22 protein-coding genes are annotated in these 19269 nt (G+C 69.6%); 13 read left to right on the forward strand and 9 right to left on the reverse strand.

What is annotated here, in order from left to right; translation table 11 throughout:
• Genes G361_RS0120215 through G361_RS0120225 form a run of 3 tightly spaced genes read left to right on the forward strand, consistent with a single transcriptional unit; the run spans position 1 to position 2157 of the window.
• Positions 1–273, forward strand: a complete 273-nt coding sequence (locus G361_RS0120215) for a HypC/HybG/HupF family hydrogenase formation chaperone (RefSeq protein ID WP_019928925.1) — start codon at positions 1–3, stop codon at positions 271–273.
• A 22-nt stretch (positions 274–295) separates the two neighbouring features.
• A complete protein-coding gene (gene hypD / locus G361_RS0120220; RefSeq protein WP_019928926.1) occupies positions 296–1438 on the forward strand; it encodes a hydrogenase formation protein HypD in 1143 nt (380 codons plus the stop codon).
• On the forward strand, positions 1435–2157 hold the full coding sequence (locus G361_RS0120225; RefSeq protein WP_019928927.1) for a DUF6390 family protein: 723 nt from the start codon (positions 1435–1437) through the stop codon (positions 2155–2157). The genes hypD and G361_RS0120225 overlap by 4 nt, the downstream gene beginning before the upstream one ends.
• Before the next feature lie 32 nt (positions 2158–2189).
• Here G361_RS0120225 and G361_RS0120230 read toward each other — a convergent pair whose 3' ends face one another.
• From G361_RS0120230 to G361_RS0120245, 4 genes are read right to left on the reverse strand one after another with little or no spacing between them, the layout of a single operon-like run.
• Complete coding sequence (locus G361_RS0120230; protein WP_019928928.1) at positions 2190–2483, reverse strand: cytochrome C oxidase subunit IV family protein; 294 nt, start codon at positions 2481–2483, stop codon at positions 2190–2192.
• Between the two features lie 3 nt (positions 2484–2486).
• Entirely contained in the window at positions 2487–3080 is a 594-nt protein-coding gene (locus G361_RS0120235) for a cytochrome c oxidase subunit 3 (protein WP_019928929.1), read from the reverse strand.
• On the reverse strand, positions 3077–3850 hold the full coding sequence (locus tag G361_RS0120240) for a hypothetical protein (RefSeq protein ID WP_019928930.1): 774 nt from the start codon (positions 3848–3850) through the stop codon (positions 3077–3079). Before G361_RS0120240 ends, G361_RS0120235 begins: the two co-directional genes overlap by 4 nt.
• On the reverse strand, positions 3847–4590 hold the full coding sequence (locus G361_RS0120245) for a hypothetical protein (RefSeq protein WP_019928931.1): 744 nt from the start codon (positions 4588–4590) through the stop codon (positions 3847–3849). The genes G361_RS0120240 and G361_RS0120245 overlap by 4 nt, the downstream gene beginning before the upstream one ends.
• Before the next feature lie 144 nt (positions 4591–4734).
• Between G361_RS0120245 and G361_RS0120250 the strand changes: the two genes are divergently transcribed.
• The 3 genes from G361_RS0120250 to G361_RS0120260 all read left to right on the forward strand — a co-directional run bounded on the left by G361_RS0120250 (position 4735) and on the right by G361_RS0120260 (position 7199).
• Complete coding sequence (locus G361_RS0120250) at positions 4735–5373, forward strand: TetR/AcrR family transcriptional regulator (RefSeq protein WP_019928932.1); 639 nt, start codon at positions 4735–4737, stop codon at positions 5371–5373.
• 371 nt (positions 5374–5744) lie between these two features.
• A complete protein-coding gene (locus G361_RS0120255) occupies positions 5745–6413 on the forward strand; it encodes a DUF4352 domain-containing protein (RefSeq protein WP_026343282.1) in 669 nt (222 codons plus the stop codon).
• A gap of 120 nt (positions 6414–6533) precedes the next feature.
• Entirely contained in the window at positions 6534–7199 is a 666-nt protein-coding gene (locus G361_RS0120260) for a hypothetical protein (RefSeq protein WP_019928934.1), read from the forward strand.
• On the opposite strand, the gene G361_RS0120265 is transcribed toward G361_RS0120260, so the two are convergent.
• Entirely contained in the window at positions 7200–9506 is a 2307-nt protein-coding gene (locus tag G361_RS0120265) for a hypothetical protein (protein ID WP_026343283.1), read from the reverse strand.
• 170 nt (positions 9507–9676) lie between these two features.
• Here G361_RS0120265 and G361_RS0120270 point away from each other — a divergent pair, with 170 nt between their 5' ends.
• Together G361_RS0120270 and G361_RS0120275 are read left to right on the forward strand one after the other, a co-directional pair.
• Entirely contained in the window at positions 9677–10861 is a 1185-nt protein-coding gene (locus G361_RS0120270; protein ID WP_019928935.1) for a 4-hydroxybenzoate 3-monooxygenase, read from the forward strand.
• Between the two features lie 14 nt (positions 10862–10875).
• Positions 10876–12540, forward strand: a complete 1665-nt coding sequence (locus G361_RS0120275; RefSeq protein WP_019928936.1) for a methyltransferase — start codon at positions 10876–10878, stop codon at positions 12538–12540.
• Here G361_RS0120275 and G361_RS0120280 read toward each other — a convergent pair.
• Positions 12499–13116, reverse strand: a complete 618-nt coding sequence (locus G361_RS0120280) for a TetR/AcrR family transcriptional regulator (protein WP_052172845.1) — start codon at positions 13114–13116, stop codon at positions 12499–12501. The genes G361_RS0120275 and G361_RS0120280 overlap by 42 nt on opposite strands.
• A 125-nt stretch (positions 13117–13241) precedes the next feature.
• Between G361_RS0120280 and G361_RS0120285 the strand changes: the two genes are divergently transcribed.
• A complete protein-coding gene (locus G361_RS0120285; protein ID WP_019928938.1) occupies positions 13242–14135 on the forward strand; it encodes an SDR family oxidoreductase in 894 nt (297 codons plus the stop codon).
• A gap of 54 nt (positions 14136–14189) precedes the next feature.
• Here the strand turns inward: G361_RS0120285 and G361_RS0120290 are convergent, their stop codons facing one another.
• The 3 genes from G361_RS0120290 to G361_RS0120300 all read right to left on the reverse strand — a co-directional run bounded on the left by G361_RS0120290 (position 14190) and on the right by G361_RS0120300 (position 16015).
• The gene (locus G361_RS0120290; RefSeq protein ID WP_019928939.1) at positions 14190–14471 is read right to left on the reverse strand and encodes a hypothetical protein; all 282 of its coding nucleotides are present in this window, start codon (positions 14469–14471) and stop codon (positions 14190–14192) included.
• Positions 14468–15217 (reverse strand): TNT domain-containing protein, encoded by a 750-nt coding sequence (locus G361_RS0120295; RefSeq protein WP_019928940.1) that lies wholly within the window; start codon positions 15215–15217, stop codon positions 14468–14470. The genes G361_RS0120290 and G361_RS0120295 overlap by 4 nt, the downstream gene beginning before the upstream one ends.
• Positions 15218–15304: 87 nt before the next feature.
• The gene (locus G361_RS0120300) at positions 15305–16015 is read right to left on the reverse strand and encodes a TetR/AcrR family transcriptional regulator (protein ID WP_019928941.1); all 711 of its coding nucleotides are present in this window, start codon (positions 16013–16015) and stop codon (positions 15305–15307) included.
• Positions 16016–16122: 107 nt separating this feature from the next.
• Here G361_RS0120300 and G361_RS0120305 point away from each other — a divergent pair, with 107 nt between their 5' ends.
• From G361_RS0120305 to G361_RS44220, 4 genes are all read left to right on the forward strand, one after another.
• The gene (locus G361_RS0120305) at positions 16123–16563 is read left to right on the forward strand and encodes a YdeI/OmpD-associated family protein (protein ID WP_019928942.1); all 441 of its coding nucleotides are present in this window, start codon (positions 16123–16125) and stop codon (positions 16561–16563) included.
• A gap of 84 nt (positions 16564–16647) precedes the next feature.
• Positions 16648–17346, forward strand: a complete 699-nt coding sequence (locus tag G361_RS0120310) for an SDR family oxidoreductase (RefSeq protein WP_019928943.1) — start codon at positions 16648–16650, stop codon at positions 17344–17346.
• 51 nt (positions 17347–17397) lie between these two features.
• Positions 17398–17829, forward strand: coding sequence for a contact-dependent growth inhibition system immunity protein (locus G361_RS47085; RefSeq protein ID WP_019928944.1), 432 nt, complete (start codon positions 17398–17400; stop codon positions 17827–17829).
• Between the two features lie 179 nt (positions 17830–18008).
• Positions 18009–19160, forward strand: coding sequence for an MFS transporter (locus tag G361_RS44220; RefSeq protein WP_196814514.1), 1152 nt, complete (start codon positions 18009–18011; stop codon positions 19158–19160).
• The last annotated feature ends 109 nt before the right edge of the window (positions 19161–19269 follow it).

A 19269-nucleotide genomic window follows, 5' to 3' on the forward strand; every position in this document is an offset into this window, starting at 1 on the left:
ATGTGCCTCGGAATTCCCGGACGGATCGTCGAGATCACCGATGCCGCAAACCATCTCGCGACCGTCGACGTCGACGGTGTCCAGCGCGCGATCAGCGTCCGGCTGCTCGCCGAGGCGCCGCCCGGCCCCGGCGACTGGGTGCTCGTGCACGTCGGTTTCGCGATGGCGCGGATCGACGAGGAGGAGGCGCGGCTGACGCTCACGGCGATCCGGCAGCTCGGCAGTGCCTACACCGACGAGATCGACGCGTTCGACTCGTCGGCCATCAGCTGAAAGATCCGATCCGGAGGTGAGAATGCGGTTCGTCGACGAATTCCGCGACCCCGCGGCCGCGCGCACGCTGCTGCGCGCCGTCGAACAGCTGGCGGACGGCGGCGCCGACGGCGAGCGCTTCAAGTTCATGGAGGTGTGCGGCGGGCATACGCACACCATCTATCGGCACGGCATCGAACATCTGCTGCCCGAAACCGTCGAATTGGTACACGGCCCCGGCTGTCCGGTGTGCGTGATCCCGATGGGCCGGGTGGACGACGCGATGTGGCTGGCGAAGCAGCCCGATGTCGTGTTCACCTGTTTCGGCGACATGATGCGGGTGCCCGGCTCGCACGGTTCGCTGCTGGACGCCAAGGCCGCGGGCGCCGACGTCCGGTTCGTCTACTCGCCGCTGGACGCGTTGCGGATCGCGGTCGACAATCCGGGAAAACAGGTGGTGTTCTTCGCCCTCGGCTTCGAGACCACCGCCCCGTCGACCGCGGTGACCCTGCTACGGGCCCGGGATCTCGCAATTCGCAACTTCAGCGTCTTCTGCAATCACGTCACGATCGTGCCGCCGATCAAGGCGATCCTGGAATCACCGGACCTGCGGCTGTCGGGATTCCTGGGCCCGGGCCATGTCTCGACGGTGGTCGGTAACCGGCCCTACCGATTCGTTCCCGAGGTCTATCGGAAACCGTTGGTGGTGGCCGGATTCGAGCCGCTGGACATCCTCGCCTCGGTGGCGATGCTGCTGCGCCAGATCCGGGAGGGCCGCTGCGAGGTGGAGAACCAGTACGCGCGGGTGGTACATCCCGACGGCAATCCGGAGGCGCTGGCCCTGCTCGCGCGGGTGTTCACGCTGCGGCCGCATTTCGAATGGCGCGGACTGGGTTTCATCTCGCAGAGCGCGCTGCGGCTGCACGACGACTTCGCGGAATTCGATGCGGAGCAACGCTTCTCGATGCCCGGCGTACGGGTCGCCGACCCGAAGGCGTGCCAGTGCGGTGAGGTGCTCAAGGGGGTGCTCAAACCCTGGGAGTGCAAGGTGTTCGGCACCGCCTGCACACCGGAGACCCCGATCGGCACCTGCATGGTGTCACCGGAGGGCGCGTGCGCCGCCTACTACAACTTCGGGCGGATGCATCGCGACGCCGCCGCCCTGGTCCGGGTCGAACCGGCGTGACCACGGCCCGGGACGTCCGGGGACCGGAGATGTTCGCCCGCTACGCCGGCGCCCCCAACCAGCTCGGCTACTGCGGCCCGGCCGATCCGGCGGCACTGGACAGCGCCGATCGGATCCGCGCGGCGGCGCCGTACTTCTCCGGCGCCTGGCCGTATCTGCGGGTGCTGTCCCGGCTGACCGGGATCGCCGACCCGCTGGATCACCGGCTGGTCGAATCGTATTGGCTCGGTGGCGGAGTCGGCGAGGAGCTGGATCCGGAGGCGTTCACCGCCGAACTGCTCGCGGCGATCGGTTCCGGCACCCAATGGTCGCATCTGACCGGTGATCTGGCCGCCGAGGCGGCCGCCAACCACTGCTTCCACGTGTTCGGCGTCTACCCGTGGACCCGGCTGCTGGGTACCGGCAGCGACGATCATCCGCTGCACGTACTCGACAGCTGCCGGATCACCTGGGCCACCGTGACGAACTGTGACAGTGCGGGTTTCGAGGTCCGGTGCCGCCGGCTGACCCGCACCGGCGCGGCCCTGGCACTGTCGGATCCGGTGGTCACCCGCGTCACCGCCGACGACCGGATCCCGCCCGGGGTGTCCCCCGGCGATCCGGTCGCCCTGCACTGGGGACGGGTGTGCGACACCCTCACCCCCGACCAGCAACAGGCCCTGGAACGCAGCACCGCACGCCAGCTGGAGCTGACCAACCGGCGGCTCACCGGCCGGTGAGCGGCCCGAATTCGCTTGCTGCCGTAGCGAATTCAGTACAGATAGATGCCCAGCAGCGTCACCCAGAGCACCAGCAGCCAGCCGTCGGTGGCGAGCCGGAGCCAGCGCGGGGCGTACCGGACCTCCATGAAGTAGCGGATCACCAAGCGGCACTTGATCATCGCGAGTACCACGATGCCGGCCACCAGGCCGTCGCTGAGCCCGGCGCTGTCGGCGTGGCCCGGCGCCAGCCGCCAGGCCACGATCGTGATCACGGTCAGCGCCGCCCAGACGAGGACGACGGTCCGGGTGCTCTTGTCCGGGCGCGGTATCGAAAGCGTGGTCACGATTCACCTCATGAGGTAGACGATGGCGAAGATGACCAGCCAGAGCAGGTCGATCATGTGCCAGAACAGAACACCCTGCTCGACGAACGCCACGCGCTGCCGGCGGCGCAGTTCCCGGTCCACCACACCGAGGATCAGCAGGCCCAGCGCGACATGCGCCAGATGCACGCCGGTCAGCACGTAGTAGAAGCTGAAGAATTCGTCGGATACGGTGAAGCCGCGGGAGATCTCCTGATGCCATTCGACCGCCTTGAGGGCGGCGAAGATCAGCCCGCACGCGCCGGTGGCGAGGATCAGCCGGCGCGCGGTGCGCACCGCGCCGGACCGGGCCGCGGCCACCGCCGACGCGGCGAACATCGAACTGGTCAGCAGCACAACGGTATTGGCCACGCCGATACCCATGTTAAGATGCTGCTGGGCCGCCGCGAACGCCTCCGGCGAGCGAGCGCGGAAGATCATGTAGGCGACGAAGTAACAGCCGAAGAAGAACAGATCGCCGAGGATCATCACCCACATGTCGAGATCGCCGGGCAGCCGGGTCGTGGGTTCGGCCGGGGGCCGTGCGGTGTCGGGCAGATCCCGGTCGGAGACGGTCATCGGTCCTCCTCCGCGGAATACAGCGGCGCCGGCCGGGTGGCGGTCTCCCGGATGCCGGCGAACCACATGATCGGCAGCAGGCAGGCGATCCACAGACCGAAGATGACCACCGCGATATAGAAGGTGATCAGCCCGTTCCAGGCGAAGGCGCCGGAGTGGAACACCCACATCTGGGTGGCGAGCACCTCGGTGACGATCTGCCAGACCGACACGTACGCGAACCATTTCGGGAAGATCCGGTTGCGGTCGTAGAGGATCGCGATCGCCAGCACCAGATAGGCGGTGGTGAAGCAGCCCAGAGATCCGTTGTAGGACAACATCCCGAGGTCGTACAGCAGATGCTCCAGGCCGGGACCACGGTCCGGCCGGAAGGTCGCGGTGAGCCAGCAGACGAGCAGCACATGGAATCCCGGGATCGCGCCGACCCCCATCGCGCCGATGTAGGCGTACGCCAGCACCGAACCCGACGACATCCGCTTCATGTAGTAGCCGATGATGCCGTTGGCCACCGCCGCGCCGCCGGCGATCATCAGCAGTGCGGCGAAACCGATCTGGATCGTGAGGTGATGCTTGTCGAACCACTGCGCCGCCTGCAGATCGGTGACATCGGGCCGCGGCGGCGGGGTGGCGCGGCCGAACAGCACCACACCGAGCGAGAGCACCAGATAGAAGACGGCGAAGGCCCAGTACACGATTCGCACATCGCGGGTGGCGCGGCGGTCCGGCTCGCCGCCGGTCGCCACCGCCGGGACGGTGGTCGCGGTGCTCATCGCGGCACCCCGGCCTCGATCGCCTGCCGCCGCAGCGTATTCCGCAGCACGAAGAACATCACCACGCAGAACAGCGCGAACGCGCCGTTGCGCAGCCAGAAGGAGACGAATCCGTCCCAGGCCAGCGGGCCCGAATGCACCACGGCCGCACAGGCCGACGGCGCCATCACCACCGCGGTCAGCAGGCTGTAGTGCCCCACCCATTTCGGGAACACCGGCGCGCGCTCGTCGTCGAAATACACGCCGAGGGCGAGCAATACGAACTGCGAGACCAGCATCCCGATCGGCGCGACGAAGAAGATCCAGGCGAGATCGTTGAGCAGCTGTTCCAGATCCGCGCCGCGATCGGGCCGGAACGCGGCCACCCCGAACAGGATCGCGGACAGCGCGAACAGCGTGGCCCCCGCCACCACCGACGTCAGATAGCAGAAGGCGAAGATCCGGGACTGCTCCCGCATCCGCATCATCTGGGCCATGATCAGCACGAAGAACGGCACGATCATGATGCCGCACAGATTGAAACCCACCATGGTGAACCGGATCCACGAGGTGTGGTCCTGATAGAACCGCGCGACATCCGCGGCCGGCAGATCGGGTGACATCGGCGGGAAGAAGCCGGGGAACGCGGCGAACAGCACCAGCAGCACCAGCGCGACGACCGGCGCCGACCAGAGGATCACCTGCTGCCCCCGTAGCGCCGACCAGGCCACCGGTTCCTCGGTCTCCGTGAGGATCTGCATATCCGTATCTCTTCCGTGAGCGGTGGATCGGTCCGGACGGCCGGCCGGTGCGCGTCCCTGTCCGGCGAGCATGGCAGCTTTCCTGACCCGAGTCAACGAGTTTCTGACTGTAGTCAGAAATCGATGTGCGGTAGAGTCGTTGCCATGCCGAAGGTTTCCCCGGACCAGAAGCCTGACTACCGTCAGACTCGCGCCGTGCCGGTCCGGGCCCGCTCCCAGGCCAGCCGGGAGGCCATCCGGCAGGCCGCCATGGCCCTGTGGCGCACCCGGGGCTTCGCCGACACCACCGTCACCGATATCTGCAAGGCGGCCGGCGTCTCGAAAGCCCTGTTCTACGTGTACTTCTCCCGCCGCGAGGACGTCCTGCTGGAGTTCGAGGTCTTCACCATGCGCGACGCCCACGACGCGGCCACGGCCCTCGCCGGCACCCCCTACGAACTCCCCGACCTGATCACCACGATCGTCGGCACCCTGGAACACCGCCTGCGCACCTACCCCCCGGAACTGATCTCGGAAACCTTCCTGGAGATCTACCGCCTGGAACAGCGCGCCATCGCCGCCGAGGCCCCCGACACCGACCTCGCCCCCCTGTTCCTCGAACCCTTCCGCCGGGCCCGCGACGACGGCAAACTCCCCGCCGACATCGACCTCACCCGAGCCGCCCGCATAGCCCAGGTCCTCGTCGCCGACGCCATCCGCTGCTGGGCCGCCCGCGGCCTCACCGGCCCACCTCCCACCACCCTCGCCCGCGAAATAGCCACCCTGGTCGCCACCATCCGCTGAATCCGCAATGTCGGAATATCGGACGGATTTCCGTCCGAACAATCCGGCCGGTCGTATTCATCTTGTCCGGCAACGGATTTGCCAATGCCGGCGGACTGTGACATTCTCTTTTCCTCGGATCGTCCGGGCTACCTCCAGGTAATCGGGCGGCGTTGGATTCGATACATCAAGGGGAGAGCAGCACTCGGCGTCGGAGATCGCCGAGCGGACATTGTCAACGACACCGGCCGATGCCCGCTACGCACCTTCAGGCGGCCCGGGCCAGGTGTCGAATATTGTTTCTGTCAGCGCCGATTCGTGCGCCGATCCTCCCATTGAGCCGTCCGTGCGCGATCGGGATCAGCCACGTTCACAATCTTCCAGGACACTCCATGAACTATCCCGGCCCCCATCCGCAGCAGCCGTTCCCGCCACCGCCGCCGGGCTATCCGCCCTACGCCGGAAATTTTCCGCAACCACCTCGAAAAAAGAGCGGGACCGGTCGGATCCTGTTGATCGTCGTCGTCTCGATAATCGCCCTGTGTGGCGTCGGTGGGCTGCTCACCCACGGCAGCAGCAAATCGGCGTCGCCCACGCCTGCGGCAGCCGGTGCGCCGGGTGCGAAGGCCGCCGCCGGAGCCGGCGATTCGAATGGCCGTTCGTCGGTGGGTCCCAACACCCCGACCCGGGACGGGAAATTCGAATTCACCGTCACTGCCGTGCAATCCGGCGTGGCAACGGTAGGGAACAACTCGTTCCTGCAGAAGACGGCGCAGGGTGCATACACCATCGTCTCGATCACCGTGCACAACATCTCGGCCGTGCCCTACGGTTTCTCCCCGTCGGATCAGACGCTCTTCGATTCGCAGAACCGCAAGTTCGCCAACGATGCGTCCGCCGCGATGAATCTGCAGCCCGACACCAGCCTGTACGCCGACATCAACCCGGGCAACACGGTCACCGCCCAGGTGGTGTTCGACCTGCCGGCCGACGCCACCGCGGACCACATCGTGCTGCACGACTCGATGTTCTCCGGCGGCACCACCGTCTCTCTGCGCTGATCGGCGCCGCACAGGTAACCGCGCCGCCACCGGCCCGATTCTTCATCCCGAACAGCGGAATATCGGCCGCGGGGCGGGCCGGGGGTTCACCATCATGGCAGCAGGATCGAAAGGTGCGCCATGAAATTGATGTATGCCCTGTGGGGCGACGATCTGGAGACCACGTTGCACGGGTCCGCGTTGCATCGCGGGCTCGCCGAGGCCGGGGCCAGGGCCTTGCAGGTCAATGTCGCCGACGCGGATGTCGCGGCGGCGCAGACGCGGATCAGTACCGGGCCCGAACCCGTCACGGCGATCGTCAGCGTCCGGGCCGAGGACCATCCCGTGATCACGAAACTGCTGTCCGCGACCGCGGATCGGCTCGCGGGGTGGATCGTGGACGAGCGGGTGCCGTTGCCGCCGCCGGTGACCGGGAACGGACAGCGGTGTGACGCGCTGGCCAATATCGCGCTGTTGCGCATTCCGGACGGGATGAGCAGGCACACCTGGCTGCGGACCTGGCACGACAACCACACCGCCGTCGCCATCGAGACCCAGGCCACCTTCGGATACATCCAGAACACGGTGGTCGAGCCGGTCACCGACGGTCCCACGGTCGCGGGGCTGGTCGAGGAGCTGTTCCCGATGGCGGCGATGACCGATCCGCACGCCTTCTGGGGTAGTGGTGGCGACGAGGACGAGTTGCGGGACCGGGTCACCCGGATGTTGCGCAGTATCGCCACCTTCGGCGCGGATCGCGATATCGACGTCGTCCCGACCAGCCGGTACACCTACGATCTGCGCTGATCAGAATTCCGGGATGGTCTGTGCCGGAGCGAGTCTGCTGCCGCCGGACCAGTACTCCGGCAGCGCCATCTTGCGCAGCGTCGCCGCGGCCGCCGGCAGATCGCCGGCCTGCGCCGCGGCCAGGTACTCCCGGCCGAGGTGGACATCGAGGAAACGGGTCAGCATCGCCGCGCGTTCCGCCGAGATCGGGCCGGGCAGACCGGGAATCGTGGTGGCGGCGCCGGTGGCGACCCGGTCGAGGGCCTCGCGCAGCGGCTTCGCCGGGGTCGCGAGATACCGGTGCAGATAGGCCTGCTCCGCGGGGGTGAAGCGCGCGAATCGCAGGTCCGGATCGGCGAATCGGTGATTCGCCAGCCGATCGGCGGTGTGCTGGAACAGCGCCAGATTCGCCGGTGTCCGGCCGAGTTTCAGGACGTTCAGGGAGGCGATGGCCTCGCCGAGGAAGCGATCACCGCTCCACAGATTGGGCGCCAGATCGGTGCGGTGCCGGTAGGCCTCGATGGCGTCGATCCGCATGTTCTTGTCCGCGAAACCCGCTGCGGCGAGCGCGGATTCGACATCGCCGAGATTACCGCCCCGGGCGATCACGCGATCCGCCGCCACGGCGGCGCCGAGCGCGGTGTGGCCGTGTTCGGCGGCGGCGGTCCGGGCCGAATCCAGCACCTGCTCGCGGGTGCTGTAATAGCTCAGCATCCAGCCCCGGCGGCCCGCCTCGACGCTGGTCTCCATATTCGCCAGCTCCGCCTGCTGGCGCAGCCGGGACCGGGAGCTGAGCGGAAATCGCCTGCGGCCCATCAGATATTCGGTCACCGGGCTGGCGTTGAGGGTGTTCACTGCCATGAGCGCGGTCAGCAGGCGGCCGGTGCCGGCGGCGGCCGCACCGGCCGCGGCCATCGAGACCCCGGCCGGGGCCGGCGCCCGCCCGGTCGCCAGCACGCTGCCGAGCTGATCGGCGATCCGGCCGCCCTGCGCCGCGACCCCGCGGCCGGCCCGCCGCAACAGCACCACGCCGACGATCATCACCGCGCCGCCGATGAAGATCACCGCCACACCGTGCCCCGCCGCCTGCCGGAACACGTCGTCGAGGACCAGCGCGTACACCGCCAGATAGACGGTGAACGCGATCATCTTCCCGGCCGCCACGAAGACGTCGACCACATTGCGGATGAGGAAGACCTGTGTCGGCCCGTACACGAATCCGCCTGCGGCGAAACCGAATATGCTCAGGAAGCCGTGATAGATCGCCTCCGCCGCGGCCACCACGATCTTGCCCGCGAGATACACCCCGAACACCAGCAGCAGGCCGCCGAACACCAACAGCAGCAGGCCGGTACAGATCTGGCCCGCGTTCGGATTCTCGGCCTTGGCGTAGGCCGCGGCGTCCCCGCAGCGCCGCATCCCGGCGGTGATCCGATCGTCGCTGCCGGCCGCCACCCCGGCCGACCATTCGGCGCGGCAGGCCGGCGAATCGTCCACGACGTGCCCGAAGTTCCACACCTGCAACGGATGTCGCACGAAATTGTCGGCGAGCGTGCCCTGCATCCCGGCCGCCACCGAATCCGGATTCGGATCGGCGTCACCATTGAGGCCCGCGGCGACGGCCAGTCCGACGTCGCGGCCCTGCACCACGAGCCCGTGGTCGGACAGCACATCGGCCAGCGGATGCGCCAGGCACAGCACCCCGGCGACCGCCACGGCCAGCATCGTCACGATCTGCACTGTGGCCTTGGCGATCTGGCCGCGCAGCACGAACCAGGCGACGAAGAACGCCCCGGCGGTCGCGGCCACCAGCAGCAGCGGTGTCGTGGCCACCCGGCCGGAGAGGGCGTCGGCGGCGTCGCTCAACGGCCGCGCCACCAGATCCAGCCAGCGGAAACTGATCGCGTACCCGATCAGCCAGATCGCGGTGACCACCAGCGCCATGAATCCGGCGAACTCCAGGTCCAGCACGGTCGACAACACCGAATCGGAGGGATGCAGCAGCGATCCGTGGTTGGTCGCGAACACGTAGTCGGACAACGCGATTCCCGAGGTGTCCCGCACGTTCATCCAGGAGATCGCATCGATGGTGGTGGTCCCGGCGGCATCGGTGCGCGTCGCCGCGGTGGCCACGCCCGCGACCATCGCGATCCCGACCGGCGCCACTGCGGCGAACACCAGCCGGGCGGCGACCCGCCGCCCGCGGGTGGCGCCGAGCCACTCGCCGGTGCGCCGCCACACCACCCCCGGCCGCCACCGTCCCGCGTCCGTGAAGGCGGAACCCGTCGCGGAAACCCGATCGGCGCCGGATCGCTGCAATGACCGCATCGGCCGAGGGTACGACCGTCCGCGTCGCCGAAACACCATTGCGCGCACCATGATTCATAGCGAGTTCACGTGCGGTCCGCGTGCCGGACACCTGTTGCGTACGCCACACAATCGGCGACACGCCTTGGTTGATCTGACAAACCATCGCAATTGATCTAGGTTTCCGATTCGTGCGCGCCGATGGCAGTACCCACACCACTGCGGTTCTGATCCTGGGCGCGGGCCCGGCCGGTCTCGTACTCGGCAACCTGCTGCAGGCGGCCGGCGTCGAGTGCATCGTCCTGGAACGGCGCAGCCGGGCCCATATCGAACAGCGGGCCCGAGCCGGATTCCTCGCGCCGGAGAGCGTCGCCGTACTGCGCGAGCACGACCTCGACGCGGGTCTGCGGGCCGCCGGACAGACCCACGGCGTCTGCGAATTCCGCAGTGCCATCGGCCGATTCGAGCTGAACTACGCCGAGCTGGGCCGATGCGAACCGCATACGGTATATCCGCAGCAACATCTGGTCACCGACCTGGTCGCCGAATTCCTCCGGCGCGGCGGCGATCTGCGCTTCGAGCTGACCGCCGAGCAGATCCACGACCGCTTCGGCGACCGTCCGGCGGTACTGGCCCGGGACGCCGAGGGCCGCGAACATCGTTTCACCGCACGCTATCTCGCCGGTTGCGACGGCGCCCGCGGCCTCGCCCGGCAGGTGGTCACCGTCGCCCGCACCGCGCACGAATACGACATCACCTGGCTGGCACTGCTGGCCCAGGCCCCGCCGACCACCGCCACGGTCGTCTACGGGGTGCACGCCGACGGCTTCGCCGGGCAGATGCCCCGCAGCGCCGACATCACCCGGTACTACCTGCAGTGCGCCCCGCACGGCGAGGCGCTGGAGTGGGAGGAGTCGCGGATCTGGGCGGAACTGGCCCGGCGGCTCGGCGCCGACCGGTACGGGCCGCTGCGGGAGGGCGCGATCATCGAGCGCAGCCTGGTACACCTGCGGTCGGAGATCCTCGATCCGCTGCGGGAGGGGACGCTGTTCCTGGCCGGCGACGCGGCCACCTCGATCAGCCCGTCCGCGGCCAAGGGCGCGAATCTGGCCGTCCTCGGCGCCCGTGCCCTGGCCCACGCCTTCACCCGCGCCGTCCGCCACGACGACCCCACCGCACTGGACCGCTACTCGGACGAACTGCTACCGAGAATACTTCGCGCGCAACACTTCTCGAACACCATGATCGAGCTGCTGCATCCGCCGGCCGGCCCGCGGGCCGCGTTCCGGCGCGATCTGCAGCGCGCTCAGCTGCACAGCCTGGCCACCTCGCGCTCTCATCGGGACTTCTTCGCGGAAAGCTACGTCGACATCTGAACCCAGGAGGGCGCATGACCCGTTCGCTGGCACTATCGACTCTCGACCCGGCCGACCTGGATCAGGTGGACGCGGCCGTCCGATTCATCCGAACCCACGACGGCGCACGGGTACTCGCCGCCGTGGTGCCCGACCTGACCGAGGCCCAGCGCGCCGCCGTCGCCGCGCACTGCCGGCTCGCGCACGCCGCGGTCCTGGTGTTCCCGCCGGATCTGCGGGCCCTGGACGAGGCGCTGGCCGCGCACGAGATCACCGCCCGGCCGCCGGTGCCGAGTGTCGTCGTGCGGCAACGACTGGCCGCCCGGCACGGTCTGCCCGCCGACGGCCTGCCGGTGTCGATCGTGCGCGCCGGTGTGCCCGCGGCCGACGGAACACCCTGCGAGATAGAGATTTTCGCGCTGGTGGACGGCCCCGCGCAGGTGGCGGCCGACGAGCGCGACGCGGCGCACGAGACCCATGTGGCCCTGGCCACCGGCCCGATCGACGCCGTCACCCTCATCGGGCTGCGGGCACTGCTGACCGGACCCGGCCGGATGGCCTGCGACGGTGGCGGTTACAACGAGCACGAGGACAGCACCGTGCTGTACTTCGCCGGTACCGGTCCCGCCCGGCCGCAGCACCGGCTGGAACTGTTCGTCGCGGGCCACCATCCGGAGGTCCTGGCCACACATCTGGCCGAGACCGCCGACCCGGCCACCCGATTGCTGCGACTGCTGACCGGCGCGTGGGCCACCCAGGCGCTGGCCGCCACCGCCGAGCTCGGCCTCGCCGACCGGCTCGCCGCCGCACCCGGCAGCACCGCCGCCGACCTCGCGCACCGGACCGGCACCGATCCGGACGCACTGGCCCGGCTGCTGCGCTACCTCGCCGACCTGGATGTGGTCCGGCCCGCCGGCGACGGCTGGGCCCTGACCGACACCGGCGCCCCGCTGGCCACCACGGCCGAGCGTTCGCTGCATCCGCTGGCCCGCCTCTACGCCGGCTTCTTCTACGAATCCTTCGCCCAGCTGGGCTATTCCGTGCGCACCGGGCGTACCGCCTTCGATCAGCACTTCGGGCAGCACCATTTCGACTACTTCGCGGCCGAGCCCGATCGCGCGGCGATATTCGACGACGCCATGGCCGCGGGCGCCGCGATGTTCGGCCGCGTCGGGAATCTGCTCGACTGTACCGGCGCGAATACGGTGGTCGACATCGGCGGCGGCAACGGTGAGCTGCTCGCCGGTGTGCTGCAAGCGAATCCGCGGTTGCGCGGGGTGCTGTTCGAGCGGGCCGTCACCCTGGAGCAGGCGCGGCCGGGCCTGCGAGCGGCCGGTCTGCTCGACCGTTGCGAGCTGGTCCCCGGCGATTTCACCGAGTCGGTGCCCGGCGGCGGCGACATCTACCTGCTGTCGCGGGTCCTGCACGACTGGGACGACGAGCAGTGCGCGACGATCCTGCGGCGCTGTGCCGCGGCCATGCCCGCGCACGCGGATCTCTACATCGTCGAGCGCCTGCTGCCCGAAACCGGTACCGGCTCACTGGCTCCGGCGTGGGATCTGCACATGCTCTGCAATGTCGGTGGCCGCGAACGCGATTACGCCCACTACGAGACGCTGCTCGCCGCCGCCGGTCTGAAACTGCTGGGGCAGCGGCGGTTACCGCTGGACTTCGCGCTGCTGCACGTCGTCCGCGGCTGACCCGGCCGCCGTCGCGGTCAAGGTGAAGAGTTCGCCGAACACCGCGGTCTGGATGTCCGCGAGGGACCGTTGTTCGCCCTCGCGGATCCACAGTCCGAAGGCCAGCCGGAACACCATGATGCCGGATTCCGCCGCGAGCACGGCCGGCAGCTCACCGATCCCGCGGTCGCGCAGGGCGGCCGCCACCGTGGCGCCGAGCGTCGCGAGCTTGTGCCGTTCCCGTTCCCGCAGTGCCGGATTCCGATCGATGATCGTCTGCCGCGCCCGGGAATGCGGGCGACGTTCGGCGGGGAAGAATTCCGTCGCGGCCGAATGCATCGCGACGATGACCACGTCCAGTGCCCCCGCCCCGGCGGGCGCGCTGTCCATCCCGGTCAGGAACGCCCCCTGGAGCAGTTCCTGACCGTGGAACAGCACCTCCCGCTTGTCGGCGAAGTGCCGGAAGAAGGTCCGTTCGGTGAGTCCGACGGACTGCGCGATCTCGGTGGCGGTGGTCTGCTCGTACCCGCGGCTCGCGAACAGCTCGAGCGCGGCCTGTTGCAGCCGCTCCGCGGTCCCGGGTTCCCAACGCGCCATGCCGACCATCCTAGGTGATGACAGCGACTGACTTCGAGTGTAGGTTGATGTCTGCCACTGACGTCAGTCGCAGACATCAACCGTATACCGACCACGCCCGCCGGGCGTCGAAGGAGAATCACGTCATGCGCGTTTTCGTCACCGGAGCCTCCGGCTGGATCGGCTCCGCCATCGTCGACGAACTGCTCGCCGCCGGTCACGAGGTCACCGGCCTGGCCAGGTCGGACGCCTCGGCCGCGGCCCTGGCGACCAAGGGCGCCCTGGTCCGCCGCGGCGACCTGGACGATCCGGCCGGTATCCACGCCGGCGCCGAGGCGGCCGACGCCGTCTTCCACCTCGCCAACAAGCACGACTGGTCCGACCTGGCCGGCACGGCCGCCGCCGAACGCACGGCGGTGCAGACCATCGTCGACACCCTCGCCGGATCGGGCCGGCCGTTCCTGCTGGCATCGGGCGTGGCCGGGCTCGCCTACGGCCGCCCGGCCACCGAGGCCGACCCGAGCCCGGCCCACGGACCGGACTCGCCGCGCGGCGGCACCGAGAATCTCGCACTGGAATACGTCGACCGCGGCGTGCACGCCGTCAGCCTGCGCTTCTCGCCGACCGTGCACGGCATGGGCGACCACGGCTTCATCTCGGTCATCGCGAATATCGCGAGGCAGCAAGGCGTCTCGGGATATCCGGCCGACGGCGCCAACCGCTGGGCCGCGGTGCACCGCACCGACGCCGCGCGCATGGCGGTGCTCGGCCTGGCCAAGGCGCCGGCCGGCGCGCGGCTGCACGCCGTCGCGGAGGAGGGCGTATCCACTCGCGAGATCGCCGAGGCGATCGGCCGCGCGCTCGATCTGCCCGTCGCCGCCGTCGCCCCCGAGGATGTCGCGGGCCACTTCGGCTGGATCGGCGCCTTCTTCGCCGCCGACCTCACCGCGAGCAGCACCGCCACCCGGGAACTGCTCGGCTGGACCCCCACCGGCCCGGCCCTGCTCGACGATATCGCCGCGGGCGCGTATCCGGCGTGACCGTCCGGCCGGTGCTCCGGGCCCGAAAGATGGTGCGGGCCCGGACTTCCGGTCTCAGGTACGGGATCTGCGGTTGAGGATGTCGGCGTGCAGCAACCGGCCGCCGAGCAGGCGCAGCGCGGCGGTCCGGGTCGCCGCGCGGCCGAGTTTCTCGGTGCGCGAACCGTGTTCGTAGTAGAAGACCTCGTACCAGCCGTCCGCGGCCCGCAGGATGCACCAACTCTGTTCGCGCACGGCATTTTCCGAGATCAGCCGGCCCGGCACGTCGACCTTGGAGAAGGTGGCGAACTGGCTCACCGGATCCTGCGGGTGCGATTGCGCACCGGGTGGGGTCACAGTGGCAGTTCCTCGACGAATCCGGCGCCGACCAGATCGATCACCGGCGTCATCGCCTTGTGCTGGATCGCGCCGCCCTGCCGACCGAACCAGGGCGCGACCGCGCCGGACCACACCGGCGTCGGCTGCAGCACCCGCCAGCGCCGATAGCCGGATTGCGCGTAGTCGATCGGCAGCGAGCGCGCCCCGAACGAGGCGCCCTCGTCGTACAGGATCCGGGTGAAGGTGGGCCCGAAGGAATCCAGGACACTGCCGATCTCCAGGCGACCGGGCGCCCGGCCCGCCGGGGTGGTGAATCCGTCGGGGTGCCGGATCGCGTCCGGCCAGATCAACCGGCGCTGCCCGATCGGCAGCCCCCGGTCCTCGGGGAGGACGAAACTCCGGATCCACTCCGGTTCCGGCAGCGGGCCGAAGACGGTGTCGGGATCGCTCGCGAGCAGCCGCTGCACCGCCGGATGCGCGTAGGACGCCCCGCCGAGCGCGTTGCGGACACCGTGTCCCGGCGCCACCGGCTGCAACCCGGACAGCCCGCCGCCGATCACCCCGAGGAAGCCCAGGCAGGCGGTGTTCACCGAGTCGTACACGCACACATCGTGTTTCGCGCCGCGTTCGAACCAGCAGACCTCGAAGGTCCCGTCCGCGACGGGCACCAGGCAGAAATGATCGTCGGCGTACCCGCCGATCGAGGCGACCGAGTCGGGCACCCCGAGCCCGCGCAGGATCATGCCGAGTTCGTCGAAGTCCATCAGAGCCTCTCGTCCCGCGGTGCCACCCGAGCACAACCGGTTCGACTGTAACGAGCAGGCGGAGACGGCGAATTGAGTGACTCGTCCTCATTTGCTCCGATAGGCGGCGAGGAATGCGGTCGCGCCCGCGTCGGCGATCCGATCCAGTTCCGCCGGGCCGGGCAACTCGGCGCCGGGTGCGAACAGGGCCGTGTCGAGCGTGGCGCCGAGGACGAGATACGAATAGTGCTCGGCCGCGCGCCGCGGGTCCGGCGCGCACAGGGCGCCGCGCTCGTGCAGGGCCGCGAACGCGCCGGTCAGCGCATCGATCACGCGACCGGGCGCACGCCGGAAGTATTCGTCGGCCAGTTCGGGAAAACGCCCGGCCTCCAGGATGATCAGGCGCCGCAGCCGCAGCACCGCGGGCTGGGCGACGGTGGCGAGGTGGCGGCGGGCCAGTTCGCGCAGGGCCGCCGGGACGTCCGCGGCCTCGGTCAGGCCCGCGACCAGCCGCTCGGTGAAATCCGCGGCGGTGGGGGTGGCGCCGAGCACGATCTCGGTGAACAGCCGCTGTTTGTCCCCGAAGTTGTTGTACACGCTGCGTTTCGAGACCCGGGCCGCCGCGGCGATGTCGTCGACGCTGGTGCCCTGGTAGCCCTTCGCCAGGAACAACCGCGTGGCGGCCGTCGCGACCGCCGTGCGGGTACGCACCGCGCGCGGGTCGGGACCGCGCGCCGGGCGGGCCGCGACATCGGGGGCGGACAGCGGAATACGCACCACCAGTACGTCTTCCGGCGCCGCCGGATCCTCGGTCGCCATGCGGATCAACCCTTCGGTACGGCCCGGCCGGAACTCTTGCACCCTACCGTACCGATTGGGTACTGTACCGTGCATTATCCGGTACTGATCGGTCAAGGAATCCCACGATGAAATTCCAGGCCACTGTCGAGGCCACCGGCAAGAACACGACCGGCATCGAGGTGCCGGCCGATATCGTGACCGCACTCGGCGCCGGGCGCCGCCCGCCGGTCGCGGTGACGATCAACGACCACACCTATCGCACCACCCTCGGAGTGATGGGCGGCCGGCAACTGCTGAGCGTCAGCGCCGAGATCCGCAAGGCCGCCGGGGTGAGCGCGGGCGACCGGGTGGAGGTGGAACTCACCCTCGACGATGCCCCGCGCACCGTCGAACTGCCCGCCGACCTCGCCGCGGTCCTCGACCCGGCGCTGCGGCAGGCATACGAGGCCCTGTCCCACAGCCGCAAACAACGCCTGGTCCAGCCGATCGACCAGGCCAAGACCGCCGAGACCAGGCAGCGGCGGATCGACAAGGCCGTGGACGAACTGCGCGCGGCCGGCGGATAACTTTCGCCGCACCGAGCGGGGATCCGCGGTCCCGGGACAAGCAGTCCTCTGGTGATCCCGCCATCATCGGGCAACCCTGGACTCATGACAACGACACTGATCACCGGGGCGAACAAGGGCCTCGGTCATGAAACCGCCCGCCGGCTCGTCGCCGCCGGGCACACCGTGTACGTCGGCGCCCGCGACCCCGAGCGCGGCCGGGCCGCCGCCGAGGGCCTGGGCGCGCGGTTCGTCCGGCTCGATGTCACCGACGACGAGTCGATCGCCGCGGCCGCCCGGACCGTCGCCGCCGACGGCGGCCTGGACGTGCTGGTCAACAACGCGGGCATCGAGTTCCGCACCGCGGACGGCGGCATCCCCACCGCCGCCGGCGCCACGGCCGAATCGCTGCGAAAGTTGTTCGACACCAACGTGTTCGGCGTCGTCCGGGTCACCAACGCCTTCCTGCCCCTGCTGCGGGACTCGGCGGCGCCGGTGGTGGTCAACGTGTCCAGCGGCCTGTCCTCGGTGCGCGCGCTGGCCGGGCCCGCGGGCTTCTACACCGGCGTCGAGTACCCGGCCTCGAAGGCGGCGCTGAACATGGTGACCGTGCAGTACGCCAAGGCGTATCCCGATATCCGGATCAACGCGGCGGATCCCGGCTTCACCGATACCGACCTCAACCAGCACGCGGGTACCCAGACCGTCGAGGAGGGTGCGGACGTGATCGTCCGGCTGGCGCTGCTCGGCCCCGACGGCCCGACCGGTGAATTCTTCGCCAACGACGGGCCACTGCCCTGGTGATCGGCGCGGCGGGTACCGTCGAAGTGGGGTTGCAGAAACGGTGAGGACGGTATGAACACCATCGACCTGGGGAGCATGACGCTCGAGGATCTCGACGGCGAGACCCGGCCGGAACCGCCGGCCGGCGCGTCGCGGGCACAACAGGCGGTGCACACGCTGCGGCAGACGCCGATCCGCGCGCTGGGCGCGGAGGAGCTGTATGTGCTGCTGCGGCAACGGGAGAGCCTGGAGTCGGTGGCGTCGTGGGCGCTGACCCTGCTGGAAGAAGACCCGCTGTCGATAGGCGATCTGCTGCCCGGCGGCCTGCTGCTCGCCCTCACCTCCATCCCGCCCGAATTCTGGTACGGCAACGCGCATTCCACCGCCCGGCTGCGCGCCGTCATCGAAAGCCTCACGGCGCAGGACGATCTCGCCACCTACCTGCCCGCCGATCACGAAATCTGGCAGCAGCTGGAAACTCTGCACAAGGCCGAGGTGCTGTAGACCGCTGCCCCCGGAGCGCAGGGCCCGGCCCCGGTGATCCCCGCCCCGGCGCCGCCCGATCCATCCGATGGATGGCGGGTATAGCGAATTGCGGGTTCCCTCCGGCCCGGCCCTTCCGACACGCTGTGAGCCACGCCATGTTGTGGCGCAGTTCACTATCGCTGTACCGAAGGTGTCTCGTGTCGGAAACCCAAGTCCCCCTCGCCGCGCCGGTTGCTCCCGCCGCCGGACGCGCGCAATTGGCGCTGCTGCTGGCGGCGAGTTGCCTACCGGTACTCGGCGCGACCCTGCTGGCGCCGGTGTTGCCGCAGGTGAAGGATGCCTTCGCCGGCACCCCCGGAGTCGAGGTGCTGACCCCGCTGATGTTGTCGGCCCCCGCGCTGCTGGTGGGCCTCACCGCGCCGTTCGCCGGATTCGTCGCCGACCGGATCGACCGCCGCCGGACCCTGCTGATCGCGATGGTCGGCTATTCGGTGGTCGGGACCGCGCCGCTGTACCTGCCCGGCCTGCCCGCGATCGTCGTGAGCCGGGTGCTGCTGGGCCTGTGCGAGGCGGCGATCATGACCTGCTGCACCACGATGATCGGCGACTACTGGTCCGGACCGCGGCGCGCGCGGTACATGGGCCTGCAGACGCTCACCACCGCGATCGCCGCCACCGTATTCCTCGGCGCCGGTGGCGCCCTCGGCGGCGCGGGCTGGCGCACGCCGTTCTGGCTGTATCTGGCGGCGGCGCTGCTGGCCGTGCCGATGGCCCGATTGCTGTGGGAGCCCGCCCGTTCCGCTGCCCGCTCCGCGAAACTGGTTGCGCTGCCGTGGCGGCAGCTGGCCACGCCCTGCCTGGTCACGCTGTTCGGCGGAATCCTGTTCTACACCTTGATCGTCGAGCTGTCCTTCGTACTCGACGACGCCGGTGTCGGCTCGACCGCCGCGATCGGCGGCATCAGCGCCCTGATGTCCCTGGCCACCGCCGTCGGCGCGGGACTGTTCGGCCGGCTCTCCGGGTCCACCGCGGCGCGCCTGGTGCCGATCGAATTCGGTTGTGCGGCGGTCGGTCTCGGTATCGTCGCCGCGACCCATACGGTCGCGGTGATCATCGCGGGCGCGATCGTCACCGGATTCGGCACCGGACTGATGTTGCCGACGCTGCTGGTGTGGGCGGTCAACCGGCTCACCTTCGATCAGCGCGGTCGCGGCACCGGCCTGTGGACGGGCACGCTGTTCCTCGGCCAGTTCGCCTCGGCCCTGGTCGTCGCCGGGCTACACAGTGTGAATCTCGTCGGCCGGCGGGCACCGGCGGACTGGCGGCCGGTATCGGCGTACTGGCCGTGATCGCCGCGCTCGTCACCGTGGTGCTCGTCCCGGTGTTGCGAGGTGCCACGTATCCGCTGCACCTCGCCCACGACTGACCCGGAAACGACCCTCGCCGCGCCCCGGGATG

Source organism: Nocardia sp. BMG111209, assembly GCF_000381925.1.
Lineage (GTDB): Bacteria > Actinomycetota > Actinomycetes > Mycobacteriales > Mycobacteriaceae > Nocardia.

Bases quoted from the DNA above. Each gene is read 5' to 3' on its own strand.
- G361_RS0120215 (WP_019928925.1), top strand. From the start codon at position 1: ATGTGCCTCGGAATTCCCGGACGGATCGTCGAGATCACCGATGCCGCA.
- hypD (WP_019928926.1), top strand. From the start codon at position 296: ATGCGGTTCGTCGACGAATTCCGCGACCCCGCGGCCGCGCGCACGCTG.
- G361_RS0120235 (WP_019928929.1), bottom strand. From the start codon at position 3,080: ATGACCGTCTCCGACCGGGATCTGCCCGACACCGCACGGCCCCCGGCC.
- G361_RS0120240 (WP_019928930.1), bottom strand. From the start codon at position 3,850: ATGAGCACCGCGACCACCGTCCCGGCGGTGGCGACCGGCGGCGAGCCG.
- G361_RS0120245 (WP_019928931.1), bottom strand. From the start codon at position 4,590: ATGCAGATCCTCACGGAGACCGAGGAACCGGTGGCCTGGTCGGCGCTA.
- G361_RS0120250 (WP_019928932.1), top strand. From the start codon at position 4,735: ATGCCGAAGGTTTCCCCGGACCAGAAGCCTGACTACCGTCAGACTCGC.
- G361_RS0120255 (WP_026343282.1), top strand. From the start codon at position 5,745: ATGAACTATCCCGGCCCCCATCCGCAGCAGCCGTTCCCGCCACCGCCG.
- G361_RS0120260 (WP_019928934.1), top strand. From the start codon at position 6,534: ATGAAATTGATGTATGCCCTGTGGGGCGACGATCTGGAGACCACGTTG.
- G361_RS0120265 (WP_026343283.1), bottom strand. From the start codon at position 9,506: ATGCGGTCATTGCAGCGATCCGGCGCCGATCGGGTTTCCGCGACGGGT.
- G361_RS0120275 (WP_019928936.1), top strand. From the start codon at position 10,876: ATGACCCGTTCGCTGGCACTATCGACTCTCGACCCGGCCGACCTGGAT.
- G361_RS0120280 (WP_052172845.1), bottom strand. From the start codon at position 13,116: ATGGCGCGTTGGGAACCCGGGACCGCGGAGCGGCTGCAACAGGCCGCG.
- G361_RS0120285 (WP_019928938.1), top strand. From the start codon at position 13,242: ATGCGCGTTTTCGTCACCGGAGCCTCCGGCTGGATCGGCTCCGCCATC.
- G361_RS0120295 (WP_019928940.1), bottom strand. From the start codon at position 15,217: ATGGACTTCGACGAACTCGGCATGATCCTGCGCGGGCTCGGGGTGCCC.
- G361_RS0120300 (WP_019928941.1), bottom strand. From the start codon at position 16,015: ATGGCGACCGAGGATCCGGCGGCGCCGGAAGACGTACTGGTGGTGCGT.
- G361_RS0120305 (WP_019928942.1), top strand. From the start codon at position 16,123: ATGAAATTCCAGGCCACTGTCGAGGCCACCGGCAAGAACACGACCGGC.
- G361_RS0120310 (WP_019928943.1), top strand. From the start codon at position 16,648: ATGACAACGACACTGATCACCGGGGCGAACAAGGGCCTCGGTCATGAA.
- G361_RS47085 (WP_019928944.1), top strand. From the start codon at position 17,398: ATGAACACCATCGACCTGGGGAGCATGACGCTCGAGGATCTCGACGGC.